This window comes from Actinoplanes sp. DH11, assembly GCF_020873875.1.
Lineage (GTDB): Bacteria > Actinomycetota > Actinomycetes > Mycobacteriales > Micromonosporaceae > Actinoplanes.
Genome location: NZ_JAHWGU010000034.1, coordinates 81,159 through 95,464, shown reverse-complemented (window position 1 = coordinate 95,464; position 14,306 = coordinate 81,159). Strand labels below are relative to the sequence as shown.

The window sequence follows — 14,306 nt, the reverse complement described above, 5'->3', positions numbered from 1 at the left end:
GCTCACCACCCCACGGCGTCCCCGCCACCCCACACCCCGCGCTCACCACCCCACGGCGTCCCCGCCACCCCACGGCGTCCCCGCGCGGCCCGCGCCCGCCGATCTTGGAGTGTGGTGGGCGACGCACGAAGCGTTCGTGGTTGGCAGCGGGGCCTATGACCCCGACCAGGCTCCACGAAGCCGTCGCCCACACCCCCTAGCTCTCCACAGACCTCGTAGTGGTGTCGGCGATCAGGGGCCCGCCGGCCAGCAGCCCCGTGCCTTAGCCCATGACCGGGAACAAGCCTGTAATCGGACCGGAAAATTGCCGCCCGCGTGAGCCGGCAGCCGCCCGGTGCACGCCGCCACCACCGTGCCGCCACCACAGCGCCGCCACCACCACCGCGCGGCCGCCACCCTCTACCAGCCACCGGGCGCGCGTTCTACCGGGACCGTGCCGCCCGGTGTCCCGCCCGGTGTGCCGCCCGGTGTGCCGCCTGGCCCGCTGAGCCGCCCGCCCTCCGGGTCCATCACCTGACCTTGCGGCTCACCGACCGTCCGTGCCCGGCCTGGTGACCCTGCGGCCGACACCATGCTCGCCGGGAAAGACCCCGCCCGGCCGACACCGCCGCCTGCGGCATCACCCCCGCGTCCCCTCTGGCCCGGTGACGCCGATCGCGCGCCCACGTCGAGATGTTGATCTGCCAGCGCTACGAAATCGCTGTGATCATGGGGTTGAAACCGCGATTTCGCATCGCTGGCAGATCAACACCGCCACGCCACCGTGACGCAGCGGGCCGCGGCTTCCGCGCTACTCCCTCCGGAAGAACGCGCTACTCCCTAGAGACGAACGCGCTACTCCCTCGAGACGAACGCGCTACTTCTTGGGGACGAAACTGTCGAAGATCAGCTGGAGGTCCTTGCGGGCGGCGTCCCACTCGGAGTCCTTGGTCTGCCAGTAGAAGCCGTACGCCTTGCGGCTCGACACGACCACGCCGCGATTGTTGACGTGCTGGCGCGTACCGCCCCTGGTGAAGGTGAATTCCCAGTCCGCGGCCTTCTCGAAGTACTTGACCGAGGCGATTTTGACCTCGTCGTAGTTCGGGAAGTCGCCGCGCGACACCCGGTAGTCCGACTGACTGCGCCAGTCCGCCACCGGGTTCGACTTCGGCTTGTTCGTCTGGTCGATGCCGAGCACCTTCCCGTCACCGCGGAAGTAGTCGATCGTCCCTTCCTGCCGGTGCGTCCAGCCCACGGGCACATAGACGGAGTAGCCGGTCGAGTCCTTGTACTCCTCCCAGCCCGACGCCGGCAGCGCCGGACGCCCGGCGGCACTCGGCGGCGGCTTCGACGGTGCCGGCGCCGCCGAGGACGGCGCGGCCGACGACGCCGCGCTTGTCGGTGCCGTGTTCGCCGGTGTCTGCCCGGCGGGCGGGTTCGCCTGCGGCGCGCTGGTCGCGGTGGCCGGCGCGCTGGTGGCCGGCGTCGGGGTCGGCTGCGCCGCCGGGTCACCGTCGGGGCGGTTCATCGCCCACGCCACCCCACCGGCCGTCAGCATCGCGACGGTCACCACCGCCGCGAGCAGCCGCGGCGCCAGCCGACGCCGCGGCACGTCGTCGTCGGGCACCTCCGACGGCAGCGGGGCGGTGCGCTGGACGGGGATGTGCGGCTCCTCCGGCACGGGTACGGTCACCGCGCCGGTGTCTTCACCCAGGTCGGCGATCGCGATGCGGATGAGCCGTTCCGCCTCCTCGATGCCGATCCGCTTCTTCGGGTCCTTGCGCAGCAACCCGTCCAGTGCCCGCCGCAGCGGCCCGGCGTGCACCGGCGGTTCCGGATCCTCGGTGGCCAGCGCGGTCAGGGTGGCCATGGTCGACGAGCGCTCGTACGGCGAATGGCCCTCCACGGCCGCGTACAGCGTCGCGCCCAGCGACCACAGGTCCGCCTCCGGTCCGCTCACGCCCAGCCGCGCCCGTTCCGGTGCCATGAACTGCGGCGAACCCACCACCACGTCGGACCGGCTGATCACCGAGTCGTCGTCCATGGCCGCGATGCCGAAGTCGGTGAGCAGCACCCGGCCGTCGTCGGCGAGCAGCACGTTCGCCGGTTTGACGTCCCGGTGCTCGACCCCGTTGCGGTGCGCGGCACGCAGCGCGTCGAGCAGGGCCAGCCCGAGCCGGCCGGCCCGGCCCGGATCGAGCGGGCCGTCCTCGGTGATGACCTGTTTCAGTGACCGCGACGGCACGTACTCCATGACGATCCAGGTGCGTCCGTCCAGCTGCAGGACGTCGTACACCTGGACCACGTTCGGATGGCTGAGCCGCGCCGCCGCCCGCGCCTCCCGCAGGGTCCGCCGCGCCGCGGCGCCACCCTCCTCGCCGGGAGGTTGATCGATCTCTTTGATCGCGACGTCGCGTTCCAGCGTCTCGTCACGGGCCAGGCGCACCGCGCCCATCCCGCCGCGGCCCAGCAGCTCGCCCAGCCGGTACCGCTCGGCAAGGATTGTCGGCGCATCGGGCATAGGTTCCGTCATACCCTTTCCGCGGGCTTCCCCAACGTAGGCCGTGCCGGCCCCGCGTGTCGCCCGCCCAGGGCCGTCCCCGACCCGGTCGATTTCTGTCGCATCCGTCCGCCGCATCCCTGCCCCTGACCCGACCCCGGCACACCCTCAAAGGCATCCTAGGAGGCTAGGTTGATGCGGTGACTCCTGCGTTTGTCGTGCGGGCCTACGCTGGCCCGCGTGTCGTTCAACGATCATGAGACTGCCATAGCGGCGGCCGAAGCCGGAGCCGCCGTGGTCCGTTCCCGGTACGGCACCGCTCTGGGCCGTGTCGACAAGACCGGCGGCGACTTCGCCACCGAGGCGGACATCGCCGCTGAGCAGGCAATCCTTGCCGCGCTGCGGACCCACCGCCCCGGCGACGCGATCACCGGCGAGGAGAGCGGCAGCAGCGGCGACACCGGCAACGGGCGGCGCTGGCTCGTCGACCCGCTCTGCGGAACCCTCAATTACGCCGTACGCAATCCGCTCGTCGCCGTCAACGTGGCCCTGCGCCTGCCCTCCGGCGAGATCTCCGCCGCCGCCGCGGCCGACCCGTTCAGCGGCGAGACGTTCTGGAGCAACGGGCACCATGCCGGCGTACGCCGCGACGGCCGCGACCACCCCCTCCACCCGTCCCCGGAATCCACGCTCGTCGACGTGAACCTGGACCCGCCCTTCGACAGCCATCCCGCACTGCTGCTGTCCGCGCCCGGGTTCACGGGCACGTTCCGGCCGCGCGTACTGTCGACGACGCTGGCCCTGCTGTGGGTGGCATCCGGGCAGCGGGCGGCCTATGTGACATATGGCAGTGTCCGGGACAGCGTCCATTTCGCCGCCGGCACGGCCGTGTGCCGGGCCGCCGGCTGCGTCGTCACCGGGGTGCTGGGTCAGCCACTGCACACCGGCGCGGAAGGTCTGCTGGTCGCCGCGGACACCGCCACGCACGCCGCCCTGCTCACGCTGATCCGGGATTCGTGGTCATCGGCCGGTGCCCCTTCCTCTTCCCCCGCCGACTCTTCCCCCGCCTCCTCCTCGGTCGCTTCTTCCTCCGCCGGCCCCTCCTGATGGCTGATCCATAACGGCCACATCTCCCCCGGTAGTGAGACTCGGCGGGCTGACCAGCGGCGGGGCGATTAGTCGGGATTCGCAGGGGTACGTCTTCGTGCGGACAACCGTGCAGGACGGAGGGGACGATGACCCACACAGACGCACGTACCGAACAGGCGTCGACCGCTGAGCTGGTGAGCCGGCTCAGTGAGCAGGTGACCACACTGGTCCGGGACGAGCTGGCACTCGCCCGCATCGAGATGGTGGAGAAGGGCAAGAAGGCCGGTAAGGGCGCGGGCCTGCTGGGCGGGGCCGGCGTGATCGCGATGTACGGCCTCGGCGCCCTGTTCGTCACCATCGGCGCCGCGCTGGCCCTGGTGATGCCGGTGTGGGCGGCCGCCCTGATCGTGACGGTGGTGCTCTTCGCAGCCGCCGGGATCGCCGCACTCGTCGGGAAGAAAGAGGTCGAGCAGGCCGTACCGCCCACGCCCGAGAACGCGATGGCCAGCGGCCGCCGTGATGTGGAGACGCTGATGAACGCGGCCCGCGAGGGCAGGCAGTCGTGAGCCAGGACGCCTCGTCGCCGCAGAAGCGCGACCACAACCCCGGCACGCCGCAACCCACCCACGGGATGTCGGCGAACACGCAGAAGACGCCGCCGAACCGCCCCGGCCCGTCGTCGGGCGTGAACGCGACCACCCGGCCCCGGCCGACACCGGACCGCAAACAGCACGGCTCGAAGCCCACCACCCCGAAGCCGGCGCCACCACCTGGGCAGAATCGGACAGGCCCGGGTACGGCCAAACCTGCCCGCAGCGACGGCCCACCCTCGCCGGGCCGCACCGATTCCAGTGGCGCGCCCACGAAGACCTCCCCGACGCCGAACGAGCCGGTCAAGAGCGAGCCGGTGAAGGCTTCACCCGCGAGCACGGCGACGACCGGTGGGGCCGGCGCCAAGCACGGATCCGCGGCAGCCCGCGACCAGGCTGCGACGGCCACCCCGGCAAGCGGGACAGCTGCGGAGAAGCCGGCATCGGCGACCGCTGGGAAGCACGCGGCGACGACCGCCACCGGTAGCGTGCAGGCGGCGGCCACCTCCTCAGCTGGAAAGCCGGGGGCGGCGATCGGGCAGCACCGGGCCGATACGGCAACCGGATCAGGCACCGCAACCGGCTCGAGCACGGCAACCGGCTCAAGCACGGCAACCGGCTCCGGGACGGGGACCGGATCAGGCATGGCCGGCGGCGGTTCGACCTCGGCCGGCGGCGATCGGGTCCGCACCTCCGGTGGCAGCGGGGCGAGCGACAAGCAAGGCGCCGGCGGGACCACCGTTGCGGCCCGGCCGGCGGCTCCCGGCGAATCGGCGAAGAGTGGGGCACCGGCTGCCGGGAACGATTCCGGGAAAATGGCGGAGCCGGCGAAGAACGGGACCACCGGTACCGTTCCGGTCACCCCACAGAAGTCTGCCGGCAGTGATGGGCCGCCGTCCCGTACCAGTGAATTGAAGGAAGAAATCGAACGCACCCGGGCCGAGATGGGCGAGACCGCCGCGGCCTTGGCGGCGAAGGCGGATGTGCCCGGCCGGGTACGGCAGTCGGCCGCGCAAACCGGCAAGCACGTCGTGGAGTCGGCCGCCGAAACCGGGAGGCACGTGGCGGCGTCGGCCGCCGAAACCGGCAAGCAGGTGGCGGCGTCGGCCGCCGGAGCAGGCAAGCAGGTGGCGGGATCGGCCGCCGGAGCAGGCAAGCAGGTGGCGGGATCGGCCTCCGGAGCGGCCGGACGCGCGTCGGGCGCCATCGGTTCGATGCCCCGGCGGGTCGGCGAGGAGCCGCAGCGTTACGCGATTCTGGGTGCCGCCCTGGCTGCCGCCGCCATTGGCGCCGTGCTGATCCGAAAAGCACGCTGAACCGCGATTCTCAACGGCCGGGCCATTGATGGGCCCGGCCGTTTCGCATGCCGCCGCCGGTGTCCACCAAAGCGGCGAGGCACGAACCCCGAGCCGGCACCGCGGCCGAGGAACAATGCTCTCGGCACGCTGACCGCCGATGCATCACCGGGCCGGCAAACCCGGTCGCGGTCTTTGCGGCCCTGCTCGTATGCGGGCGCGCGCTTCCACCGCGTGCAGCCTCTCAAACGGCGTGACCGGGCGGTCACTGCGGGATTCGAGCTGGTGACGGCTCGAGAGCCACCGTACGCAAGCCAGGCGCCGCCGGCTGTCACCCACGGTCGCTAAACCCGTCCTCCGCCAGCCGTGGGTGACAGCCGACCCCCCAGCTGTCATCCACGGTCGAAAAACGCGCAGCCCGACAACCACGAGTGACAGCCGGCACCCAGCTGTCACCCACGGTCGAAAAGCCCGCCCTCCACCAACCGCGAGCGACAGCCAGACCCACCCAGCTGTCACCGACGGTCGAAAAACAGGCGCCCCACCAACCGCAAGCGACAGCCAGACCCACCTAGCTGTCACCCACGGTCGAAAAACGCGCAGCCCGCCAGCCATGAGCGACAGCCGGGACCCAGCTGTCACCCACGGTCGCCAAACCCGGCTCCCCAGCAACCGCGAGTGACAGCCGGACTCGATCGAGGACGACTACGGCGGACGGTGTCGCCCCCGCGCTGCTGAACGGAACACGTGAGCGCTCGGCCGGCTGCCGCTGCAGGGACCGGCGTAGTGGGCCGATGACATGTCCCGCGTGTCCGGTGACCTTCAGCCCAGCCCGACTGACGCCCAGCCCGACCAACGTCCCACCCTCGAGCAACGCCCAGCCCGACCAACGGTCCCACCCCCGAGCAACGCCCCACGCCAAACGCACCCCATCCCGAGCAACGCCCGGCCCGGACACACGCCGACCCTCTACCCCCACTCGAGACATACTTGAAACGTCTCACCCCACAACCCCCGAACGCCCCCGCTGACCAGGCATCGCCGCCCATCCGCGACGGCCACCCCGAATGCCCACCTCAAAGAGCACCGATCGCACCTCTTGACCCACCCCTAACACGATCGTAACGTGAGTCACACCCCCGCTAGAACGTTTCAAACATGTCCTTACTTGGAGGCGTCATGCGTCCTCGGTTCGCCGCCGCCGTCGCGCTCACCGCGACGGCTGCCCTGGCTCTCACCGGGTGCACGAAGAAGAACGACGACACGGCCGCGAGCGGAGACGCCGGCGGCGAAAAGACGTACAAAGTGGCTTTTGTACCGAAGCTGCAGGGTGTTCCGTACTTCGAGGCGATGAACGCGGGCGGTAAGGAAGCCGCCGCCGCGCTCGGCAACGTGGAGTGGCTCTACCAGGGGCCGACGCAGGCGGACGCGGCCGCGCAGGCCGACATCGTGCGGTCCTACATCCAGCAGAAGGTGGACGCGCTGATCGTGGCGCCGAACGACCCGGACAGCATGGCTCCGCTGCTGCAGCAGGCCAAGGACGCCGGCATCCACGTGGCGACCGCCGACACCGACGCGCCGAGCAGTGTGCGCGAGGTCTTCGTCAACCAGGCCACCGCCGAGGGTATCGGCCAGGGACTGACCGACGCGCTGCTGACCGCGATGGGCGGCAAGGGCAAGTACGCGATCGTCTCCTGCGGTCAGACCGCCGAGAACCTGAACTCGTGGATCGAGGTGCAGAAGGCGTACACGAAGGAGAAGTACCCGGAGGCTCAGATCGTCGACATCGTCTACGCCGGTGAGGACCAGGCCAAGGCGACGCAGATGGCGACCGACCTGATGAACGCGCACCCCGACCTGACCGGGCTGGTGGGCGAGTGCACCTCGTCCGCGCCGGGTGTGGCGCAGGCGGTGAAGGACGCCGGCAAGATCGGCAAGGTGTTCACGGTGGGTCTCGGCACGCCGCAGGCGATGAAGCCGTACCTGACCGACAAGTCGTCGACCGCGGCGATCCTCTGGGACGTGGAGAACCTGGGCTACCTGACCGCCTGGGCCGGCGCGCAGCTCGCGCAGGACAAGCCGTTCTCGGCCACCAACAACGTCTCCGGCGACCTGTCCTCGGTGACCTACGACGAGGCGAGCAAGATGCTGCTGCTCGGCCCGGCACTGCAGATCACCGACCAGAACGTCGACCAGTTCAACTACTGATGGCCGCGGAGACACAGATCCCCCGACTGCGCCTGACCGCTGTCTCCAAGCGGTTCGGCGCGGTCCGGGCCATTCAGCACGCCGATCTCACGGTACGGGCGGGTCAGGTGCACGCCCTCGTCGGGGAGAACGGCGCCGGCAAGTCCACGATGATCAAGATTGTCGCCGGTGCGGAGACGGCCGACACCGGCGAGATCGAGTGGGACGGCAGCCCGGTGCGGATCGGGTCGACCACCGACGCGATCGCGCTCGGCATCGCGACCGTCTATCAGGAACCGCAGCTCTTCCCGGAGCTGACCGTCGCCGAGAACATCTTCCTCGGCAAGGAGCTCAAGAAGCAGGGCCGGGTCGACTGGGCCACCCAGAACACCAGGGTGGTCGAGCTGCTGGAGCTGCTCGGCCTCCCGGCCGGCTATGCCACCGCCACCGTGGGCGACCTGTCCATCGCCGAGCAGCAGCAGGTCTCGATCGCGAAGGCGCTGTCCGGCGACGCGAAGGTGCTGATCCTCGACGAACCGTCGGCGATCCTGACCGACGCCGAGATCGAGGTGCTCTTCGACGTGGTGCGGCGGCTGACCGCCTCCGGGGTGAGCGTCATCTACATCTCGCACCGGCTGGACGAGCTGTTCCGCATCGCCGACGAGGTGACGGTGATGCGCGACGGGCGGACCATCGGCACGTACCCGATCGGCGAATTGAGCGTGCGCCAGATCGCTCACCTGATGGTGGGCGAGGAGCTGTCGGACGCCCGGCCGCACCGGGAGGTCCCGGCGGGGCCGGCCATGCTGGAGCTGCGCGGCCTGACCCGGACCGGCAAGTTCGCCGACGTCGACGTCACGGTGCACCAGGGTGAGATCGTCGCGCTGTACGGCCTCGTCGGCAGTGGCGTCTCGGAGATCGCGGCCTGCTGCTACGGCATCGAACGGGCGACCGGCGGCACGCTCGCCATCGCCGGAAAACCGGAGAATCCGAGAAATCCGGAACATGCGCAACGCCTGGGTGTCGCGCTGCTGCCCGCCAACCGCAAGGTCGAGGGCATGTTCGGCTTCCAGTCGCTGGCCTTCAACATCTCGGCCGGTCACCTGCGGCTGCTGTCGAAGCTCGGGGTGTTCGTGGACCGGGCCCGGGAGAAGGCTGTCGCGCTCGACCTGATCAAGCGACTGGCGGTGCGCACCCCGCACGAGCGGCAGCCGATCAGCGCGATGTCCGGCGGCAACGCGCAGAAGGTGGTGCTGGCCCGGCAGCTGGTGGAGCGCCCGAAGGTGCTGATCCTGGCCGAGCCCACCCAGGGCGTCGACGTGGGCGCCAAGGAGGAGATCCACCGCCTCATCACCGAGCTGGCCGAGGAGGGCACCGCGGTGCTGGTGGTCACCTCGGACCTGCCGGAGGCCCTGCGCATCGCCGACCGCATCCAGGTGGTGCGGGGCGGCACCACGACGGAGGAGTTCGGTCCGGACGCCAAGCAGGTCGATCTGCTGGCCGCGGCTGCGGGAGGAAGCGAATGACGATCACCGCCACTCCCCCAGCGAAGATCAAGAATCTGCCGAGCCCGGTCACCGGCCAGGAGATCGTCCTGATCGGCGTGATCGCGGTGCTCTGGGCCGCCCTGGCGGTCAGCACCCCGGCGTTCCTCACCGCCGGGTCCCTGCAGCCGCTGCTGGTGGCTACCGCGCCGGTCGCCCTGGTCGGCGTCGGCATGACCATCGTGATCATCACGGGCGGCATCGACGTCTCGGTCGGCGCGGCCATCATGGTGTGCTCGGTGATCACCGCGAAGACGCTCGTCGGCTCGGACGTGAACCTCGCCGTGGCGGTGCTGATCTCGGTGCTCGCCGGCGGTGCGCTCGGCCTGATCAACGGTTTCCTGATCGCCTACGGCCGGGTGCACGCCATCATCATCACGTTCGGCACGGCGAACCTTTTCATGTTCCTCGGCCTGCAGATCTTCGGCTCGGGCACGGTGAACGGGATCCCCGGCACGCTCGGCTTCTTCGGCCGCGGCGAGGCCGGGCGGACCCTGGGCATCCCGCACGCCTTCCTGATCACCGCGTTGATCACCGCGGCGGTCTGGTGGTACCTGCGGCACACCGCCGGCGGCCGGCACTTCTTCGCGATCGGCGGGGACGCGCAGGCGGCCCGGCTCGCCGGTGTCCGCGTGCAGCGCCGGGTCCTGCTCGCCTACCTGACCACCGGGGTGCTCGTCGGCCTCGCGTCCTGCTTCGTGATCGCGCAGGGCACGTCGACGCTCGACCAGTCGGTCGGTTCCGGCAAGGAACTCGCCGTGATCGCCGCCGTGGTGATCGGCGGTACCTCGATCATGGGTGGCCGCGGTTCGGTGCTCGGCACCTTCCTCGGCGCGCTGCTGGTGCAGACCGTGGCGTCCGGGGTGACCCAGCTGGGCTGGCGCTCGCAGCTGTCCGACCTGTTCGTCGGCATCTTCATCATCGTGGCGGTCGGCGCCGACCTGCTGCGGGCCAGGGCGAGGAGGTCCCGATGACGGCAACCACACTGGAGAAGCGCGAGAAGACGGATCTCACGCGGCTCTTCCTGACGCAGCGGATCCCGCTGCTCGCGGTGCTGATCGTCATCGTCGTCGTCACGTTCTTCATCAACGACGCCGGTGGCTACCTGACCGCGCCCTACGACTTCGACTACATGTCGGCGGCGCTGATCACCGCGGTTCCGCTGGCGATGCTCGGCCTGGCCGAGATGCTGGTGATCCTTTCCGGTCGCGGCGGCATCGACCTCAGTGTGGGCGCGATCGTCAGCCTGGCCGGGATGCTGTTCGGCTTCGCGTACGGCGAATGGGGCTGGCCGCTCTGGCTGGCGATCATCGCGACGGCCGCGTTCGGTGCGCTGCTCGGCGCGGTGAACGGTTTCCTGGTCTCCTACATCGGGTTCCCGGCACTGATCGCGACGCTGGCGACGTTCTACGCGTACAAGTCGCTGGCCATCGTGGTCAACAACCAGCAGCCGATCAGCACCGAGCCGATCCAGCAGCTGTTCTCGCTGAGCCGGTCGGTCGAACTGCCGATCATCGGTCAGTACATCCCGGACGTGCCGCTGGGCATCTTCACGTTCCTGCTGCCCACGGTGGTCGCGGTGTGGGTGCTGATGGCCCGGACGGCGTACGGGCGCCGCCTCTACGCGATCGGCACCAACGACGTGGCCGCGCGCTGGGCCGGCCTCCCGGTCCGGGACACGCGCTTCAAGGCGTACGTCTATGCGGGTCTGATCTCCGGCCTGGTCGCCGTGGTGACCGTGGCCCAGTTCGCCTCGGCACGCCCGGACGCCGGCGTCTCCGGCAACGGCATGGCCCTGCCCGCCATCACCATCGCCGTGCTCGGCGGCGTGGCGATCACCGGCGGCATCGGCCGGGTCGCCGGCGTCGTGCTCGCCACCCTGCTCATCGTCTGGCTCAACGCCGGCATCCTGCTCGCCTTCGTCGGCAACGAGGGCTCGCAGTACCAGCTCCTCGCCCTGGGCACCGTGCTCGTCTTCGCGGCACTGCTCAACGGGCTCACCAACCGCAAATACGGAGGCAGTTGACCATGAACCTCGACGGACTTGACGGCTTCACCATCGAGGTCCCCAGCTGGGCGTACGGCAACTCGGGCACCCGGTTCAAGGTGTTCACGACCCAGGGGGTGCCGCGCAACCCGTACGAGAAGATCTCGGACGCCGCGCAGGTGCACCGGGTCACCGGGCTGGCCTCGCGGGTCTCCCTGCACATCCCGTGGGACGTCGTCGACGACTGGTCGGACCTGCGGGCGCACGCCGAGAAGCTGGGCGTCTCGATCGGCGCCATCAACTCGAACCTGTTCCAGGAGGACGAGTACCGGCTCGGCTCGCTCTGCCACCCGGACGCAGCGGTCCGGGACAAGGCCGTCGCGCACCACCTGCGGTGCCTCGACGTGATGCGGCAGACCGGCTCCACCGACCTGAAGATCTGGCTTCCGGACGGCCTGAACTATCCCGGTCAGGACTCGCTGCGCGGCCGGCAGGAACGGCTGGCCGGGTCACTCCGCCGGATCTACGACGCGATGGACGGCGACCAGCGGATGCTGCTGGAGTACAAGCTGTTCGAGCCGGCCTTCTACAGCATGGACATCCCGGACTGGGGCACCTCGCTGCTGCACTGCCTGGCCCTGGGCGAGCGGGCCACCGTCGTGCTCGACACCGGTCACCACGCGCCGAGCACGAACATCGAGTTCATCGTCATGCAGCTGCTGCGGCAGAACCGGCTGGGCGCGTTCGACTTCAACTCGCGCTTCTACGCCGACGACGACCTGATCGTCGGCTCGGCCGACCCGTTCCAGCTCTTCCGGATCCTGTCGGAGATCGTGGCGGCCGGCGCGCACCGGCCCGAGTCGAAGGTCAACTTCATGCTCGACCAGTGCCACAACATCGAGGAGAAGATCCCCGGCCAGATTCGCTCGGTGCTCAACGTCGAGCAGGCGCTCGCCAAGGCGCTCCTGATCGACCAGGAGAAACTGGCGGCGGCGCAGCGGGCCGGCGACGTGCTGGGGGCGAACGCGATCCTGATGGACGCGTACGAGACCGACGTGCGCGGCGCACTGGCGGACCGGCGGGAGGCGCGGGGCCTGCCCCGGGATCCGGTGGCGGCTTTCCAGAGCTCGGGGTACGCGGAGACGGCCGCGGCCGAGCGTGTCGGCGGCACCCAGGCGAGCTGGGGGGCCTGACGATCCGCTCGCCGGCAGGCGCCCGCGCGGCCTTTCCGCGGCGCCCGCGCGGCCTTCTCTGCGGCGCCCGCACGGCCCTTCCGCGGCGCCCGGGCGAGCTGAGGCCGGGTGATCCGCCGAAGGCCGGGCGGGCGGCGGTGGCGCGGCGCACCATGGATCTCATGGACGCCGCGCAGGCCGCTCACGACGCCCGGACGGCGCAGGTCCGCGCCCGGCTCGCCGACATCACGCAGGGCGAGCCCGAACCGCACGAGCGGGCCCTGCTGGTGCGGTTGCTGCGCTCCTTCACGGCGAAGACGCCGGCCGCCGCCGACGAGGTGATCCGGCTGCTGGGTGAGGCGGCGGACGGGACGGCGGGCCAGGCGACGGATGGCACGACGGTCGGCGCGGCGGACGCCACGGCGAACCAGGCGGCGGCGGAGCTGCGGGAGCGGGCGCACGCTCTCAAGGGCTCGGCCGCCAACGTCGGCGCGACAGGTCTCGCGGCCGTCTGCGCCGACGTGGAGTCGCAGGCCCGCACCGGGGTGCGGCCGGACCCGGTGACCACCGCCCAGCGGATCCGTGCCGAGGTCACGGGCACGCTGCGAGCCGTCACCGAGGTGGCCGACGACTACGATCGGTGACTACGACCGGTGACTGCGGACCAGGTACCTGTGGTAGTCCGGCACCGCCGCCAGGACCGGCTCGACGATGTCCACCACCCGGGCGAAGTTGGTGAGCCGGTCCAGCATCACCTCGGTCGCCACGGTCCCCCGGCCGATCAGGACCAACCCGTTCACCGCGACCACGTCCTCGGCCAGGCGCATGCCGACCTCCAGCTCCATGATCCGGACGGACTTCACCACCTCCTGGTGCGCCCGGACGCCCTTGACCTTGCGCAGCGCGGCCAGCACATGCGCCGCGCCGTCCCCGCGCTCCTCGAGGGCACCGATCGCCAGCGCGGCGGTGGCCGACCGGGATTCCATTATCTCGAAGTCGATGGCGGTGCGCACCACGTTGATCCCGGCCTCGACAAGTGCCGAACGGCCGCTCTCCGGCGCCGGCTCGCCCGCCAGCCCCTGCACGATCTCGACCACGTCGTGCAGCATCGGGATGTCGCGGAGCAGGCGCACCGCGGCCCGCGGCATCGCGTTGACCATGGCCTGCTCGTCCGGGCCGAGCGCGACGCCCCGGTCCAGCTTCTTCAGCACCGCCGGCGGCACGGTCACCGCGCCGAGCTGCGACGCCATCGCGGCGACCTCGATCTCCCAGAGCCCGACGAGCTGCAGTTCGTGGCACAGCTCGGCGACCAGGGCGCGGATCCGGCCGGCCCGGGCGAACGCCACCGGGCTGGCCAGTTCGAGGCAGCCGAAGAGCGCCTGCACGCTGGTGCGCAGCGTCTTGTCGAGCAGTTCGCGCTCGGCCATCGCGCGGCTGTGCCGGGCGACCGCGTCGTCGACGATGCTGCGCAGCTCGTCGGTGCCGGCGGGCTTCGGCAGGTAGCGGTAGACGCCACCGGAGTTGATCGCGGCGATCGCGGTCTCGATGTCGCCGTGCCCGGTGTGCAGCACCCGGGTGGTGTCCGGGTACTCGATCTGGATCCGGCGCAGCAGCTCGATGCCGTCCATGCCGGGCATCCGCATGTCGCTGACCACTGCCGCGACCTGACCGTGCTCGGCGAGCACCCGCAGCGCCTCGACACCGTCGCCCGCGGTGAGCAGCTGGTGTTCGCGGCCCAGTTGCAGCGCGAGCGTCTGCAGCACGGTTTCCTCGTCGTCAACGAGCAGCACCACGGGCTTCTCGTTGTCGGCGCCGGCCGACCGGAACAGCTCGGTCCCCATGCTGGTTACCTACCTCTTCAGCGACGGTGTCGGTACGCCCGACCAATCGGCTGGCCCCGGCGCCTGGATGAGTGTTCGGCGGTACTGCGATTCGTGGCGGTGTTCTACTCAACCCGTTGCCG

General features: G+C 70.6%; 11 protein-coding genes. 9 read left to right on the top strand and 2 right to left on the bottom strand.

The genetic code is table 11. The features are described from left to right. Nucleotides 1-856: 856 nt before the first annotated feature. A complete protein-coding gene (locus LPA41_RS35185) occupies nt 857-2,512 on the bottom strand; it encodes a serine/threonine-protein kinase (protein WP_229075572.1) in 1,656 nt (551 codons plus the stop codon). Between the two features lie 207 nt (nt 2,513-2,719). Here LPA41_RS35185 and LPA41_RS35180 point away from each other — a divergent pair, with 207 nt between their 5' ends. The 9 genes from LPA41_RS35180 (at nt 2,720) to LPA41_RS35140 (ending at nt 12,987) form a co-directional block, all read left to right on the top strand. Further along, nucleotides 2,720-3,586 (top strand): inositol monophosphatase family protein, encoded by an 867-nt coding sequence (locus LPA41_RS35180; protein WP_229075571.1) that lies wholly within the window; start codon nt 2,720-2,722, stop codon nt 3,584-3,586. Nucleotides 3,587-3,714: 128 nt separating this feature from the next. Beyond that, a complete protein-coding gene (locus tag LPA41_RS35175) occupies nt 3,715-4,134 on the top strand; it encodes a phage holin family protein (protein WP_229075570.1) in 420 nt (139 codons plus the stop codon). 668 nt (nt 4,135-4,802) lie between these two features. Then, nucleotides 4,803-5,474, top strand: a complete 672-nt coding sequence (locus LPA41_RS35170) for a DUF3618 domain-containing protein (protein ID WP_229075569.1) — start codon at nt 4,803-4,805, stop codon at nt 5,472-5,474. Nucleotides 5,475-6,632: 1,158 nt separating this feature from the next. Further along, nucleotides 6,633-7,661 (top strand): autoinducer 2 ABC transporter substrate-binding protein, encoded by a 1,029-nt coding sequence (locus LPA41_RS35165; protein WP_229075568.1) that lies wholly within the window; start codon nt 6,633-6,635, stop codon nt 7,659-7,661. Then, complete coding sequence (locus LPA41_RS35160) at nt 7,661-9,166, top strand: sugar ABC transporter ATP-binding protein (protein WP_229075567.1); 1,506 nt, start codon at nt 7,661-7,663, stop codon at nt 9,164-9,166. The genes LPA41_RS35165 and LPA41_RS35160 overlap by 1 nt, the downstream gene beginning before the upstream one ends. Beyond that, on the top strand, nt 9,163-10,158 hold the full coding sequence (locus LPA41_RS35155) for an ABC transporter permease (RefSeq protein WP_229075566.1): 996 nt from the start codon (nt 9,163-9,165) through the stop codon (nt 10,156-10,158). Before LPA41_RS35160 ends, LPA41_RS35155 begins: the two co-directional genes overlap by 4 nt. After that, a complete protein-coding gene (locus tag LPA41_RS35150; RefSeq protein ID WP_229075565.1) occupies nt 10,155-11,210 on the top strand; it encodes an ABC transporter permease in 1,056 nt (351 codons plus the stop codon). The genes LPA41_RS35155 and LPA41_RS35150 overlap by 4 nt, the downstream gene beginning before the upstream one ends. Nucleotides 11,211-11,212: 2 nt before the next feature. Further along, a complete protein-coding gene (gene rhaI, locus LPA41_RS35145) occupies nt 11,213-12,364 on the top strand; it encodes an L-rhamnose isomerase (RefSeq protein WP_229075564.1) in 1,152 nt (383 codons plus the stop codon). A 161-nt stretch (nt 12,365-12,525) separates the two neighbouring features. Then, on the top strand, nt 12,526-12,987 hold the full coding sequence (locus tag LPA41_RS35140; protein WP_229075563.1) for an Hpt domain-containing protein: 462 nt from the start codon (nt 12,526-12,528) through the stop codon (nt 12,985-12,987). On the opposite strand, the gene LPA41_RS35135 is transcribed toward LPA41_RS35140, so the two are convergent. Further along, nucleotides 12,988-14,184 (bottom strand): response regulator, encoded by a 1,197-nt coding sequence (locus LPA41_RS35135; RefSeq protein ID WP_229075562.1) that lies wholly within the window; start codon nt 14,182-14,184, stop codon nt 12,988-12,990. Nucleotides 14,185-14,306: the final 122 nt, after the last annotated feature.

Bases quoted from the DNA above. Each gene is read 5' to 3' on its own strand.
- LPA41_RS35140 (WP_229075563.1), top strand. From the start codon at position 12,526: ATGGACGCCGCGCAGGCCGCTCACGACGCCCGGACGGCGCAGGTCCGC.
- rhaI (WP_229075564.1), top strand. From the start codon at position 11,213: ATGAACCTCGACGGACTTGACGGCTTCACCATCGAGGTCCCCAGCTGG.
- LPA41_RS35165 (WP_229075568.1), top strand. From the start codon at position 6,633: ATGCGTCCTCGGTTCGCCGCCGCCGTCGCGCTCACCGCGACGGCTGCC.
- LPA41_RS35160 (WP_229075567.1), top strand. From the start codon at position 7,661: ATGGCCGCGGAGACACAGATCCCCCGACTGCGCCTGACCGCTGTCTCC.
- LPA41_RS35185 (WP_229075572.1), bottom strand. From the start codon at position 2,512: ATGACGGAACCTATGCCCGATGCGCCGACAATCCTTGCCGAGCGGTAC.
- LPA41_RS35135 (WP_229075562.1), bottom strand. From the start codon at position 14,184: ATGGGGACCGAGCTGTTCCGGTCGGCCGGCGCCGACAACGAGAAGCCC.
- LPA41_RS35170 (WP_229075569.1), top strand. From the start codon at position 4,803: ATGGCCGGCGGCGGTTCGACCTCGGCCGGCGGCGATCGGGTCCGCACC.
- LPA41_RS35155 (WP_229075566.1), top strand. From the start codon at position 9,163: ATGACGATCACCGCCACTCCCCCAGCGAAGATCAAGAATCTGCCGAGC.
- LPA41_RS35150 (WP_229075565.1), top strand. From the start codon at position 10,155: ATGACGGCAACCACACTGGAGAAGCGCGAGAAGACGGATCTCACGCGG.
- LPA41_RS35175 (WP_229075570.1), top strand. From the start codon at position 3,715: ATGACCCACACAGACGCACGTACCGAACAGGCGTCGACCGCTGAGCTG.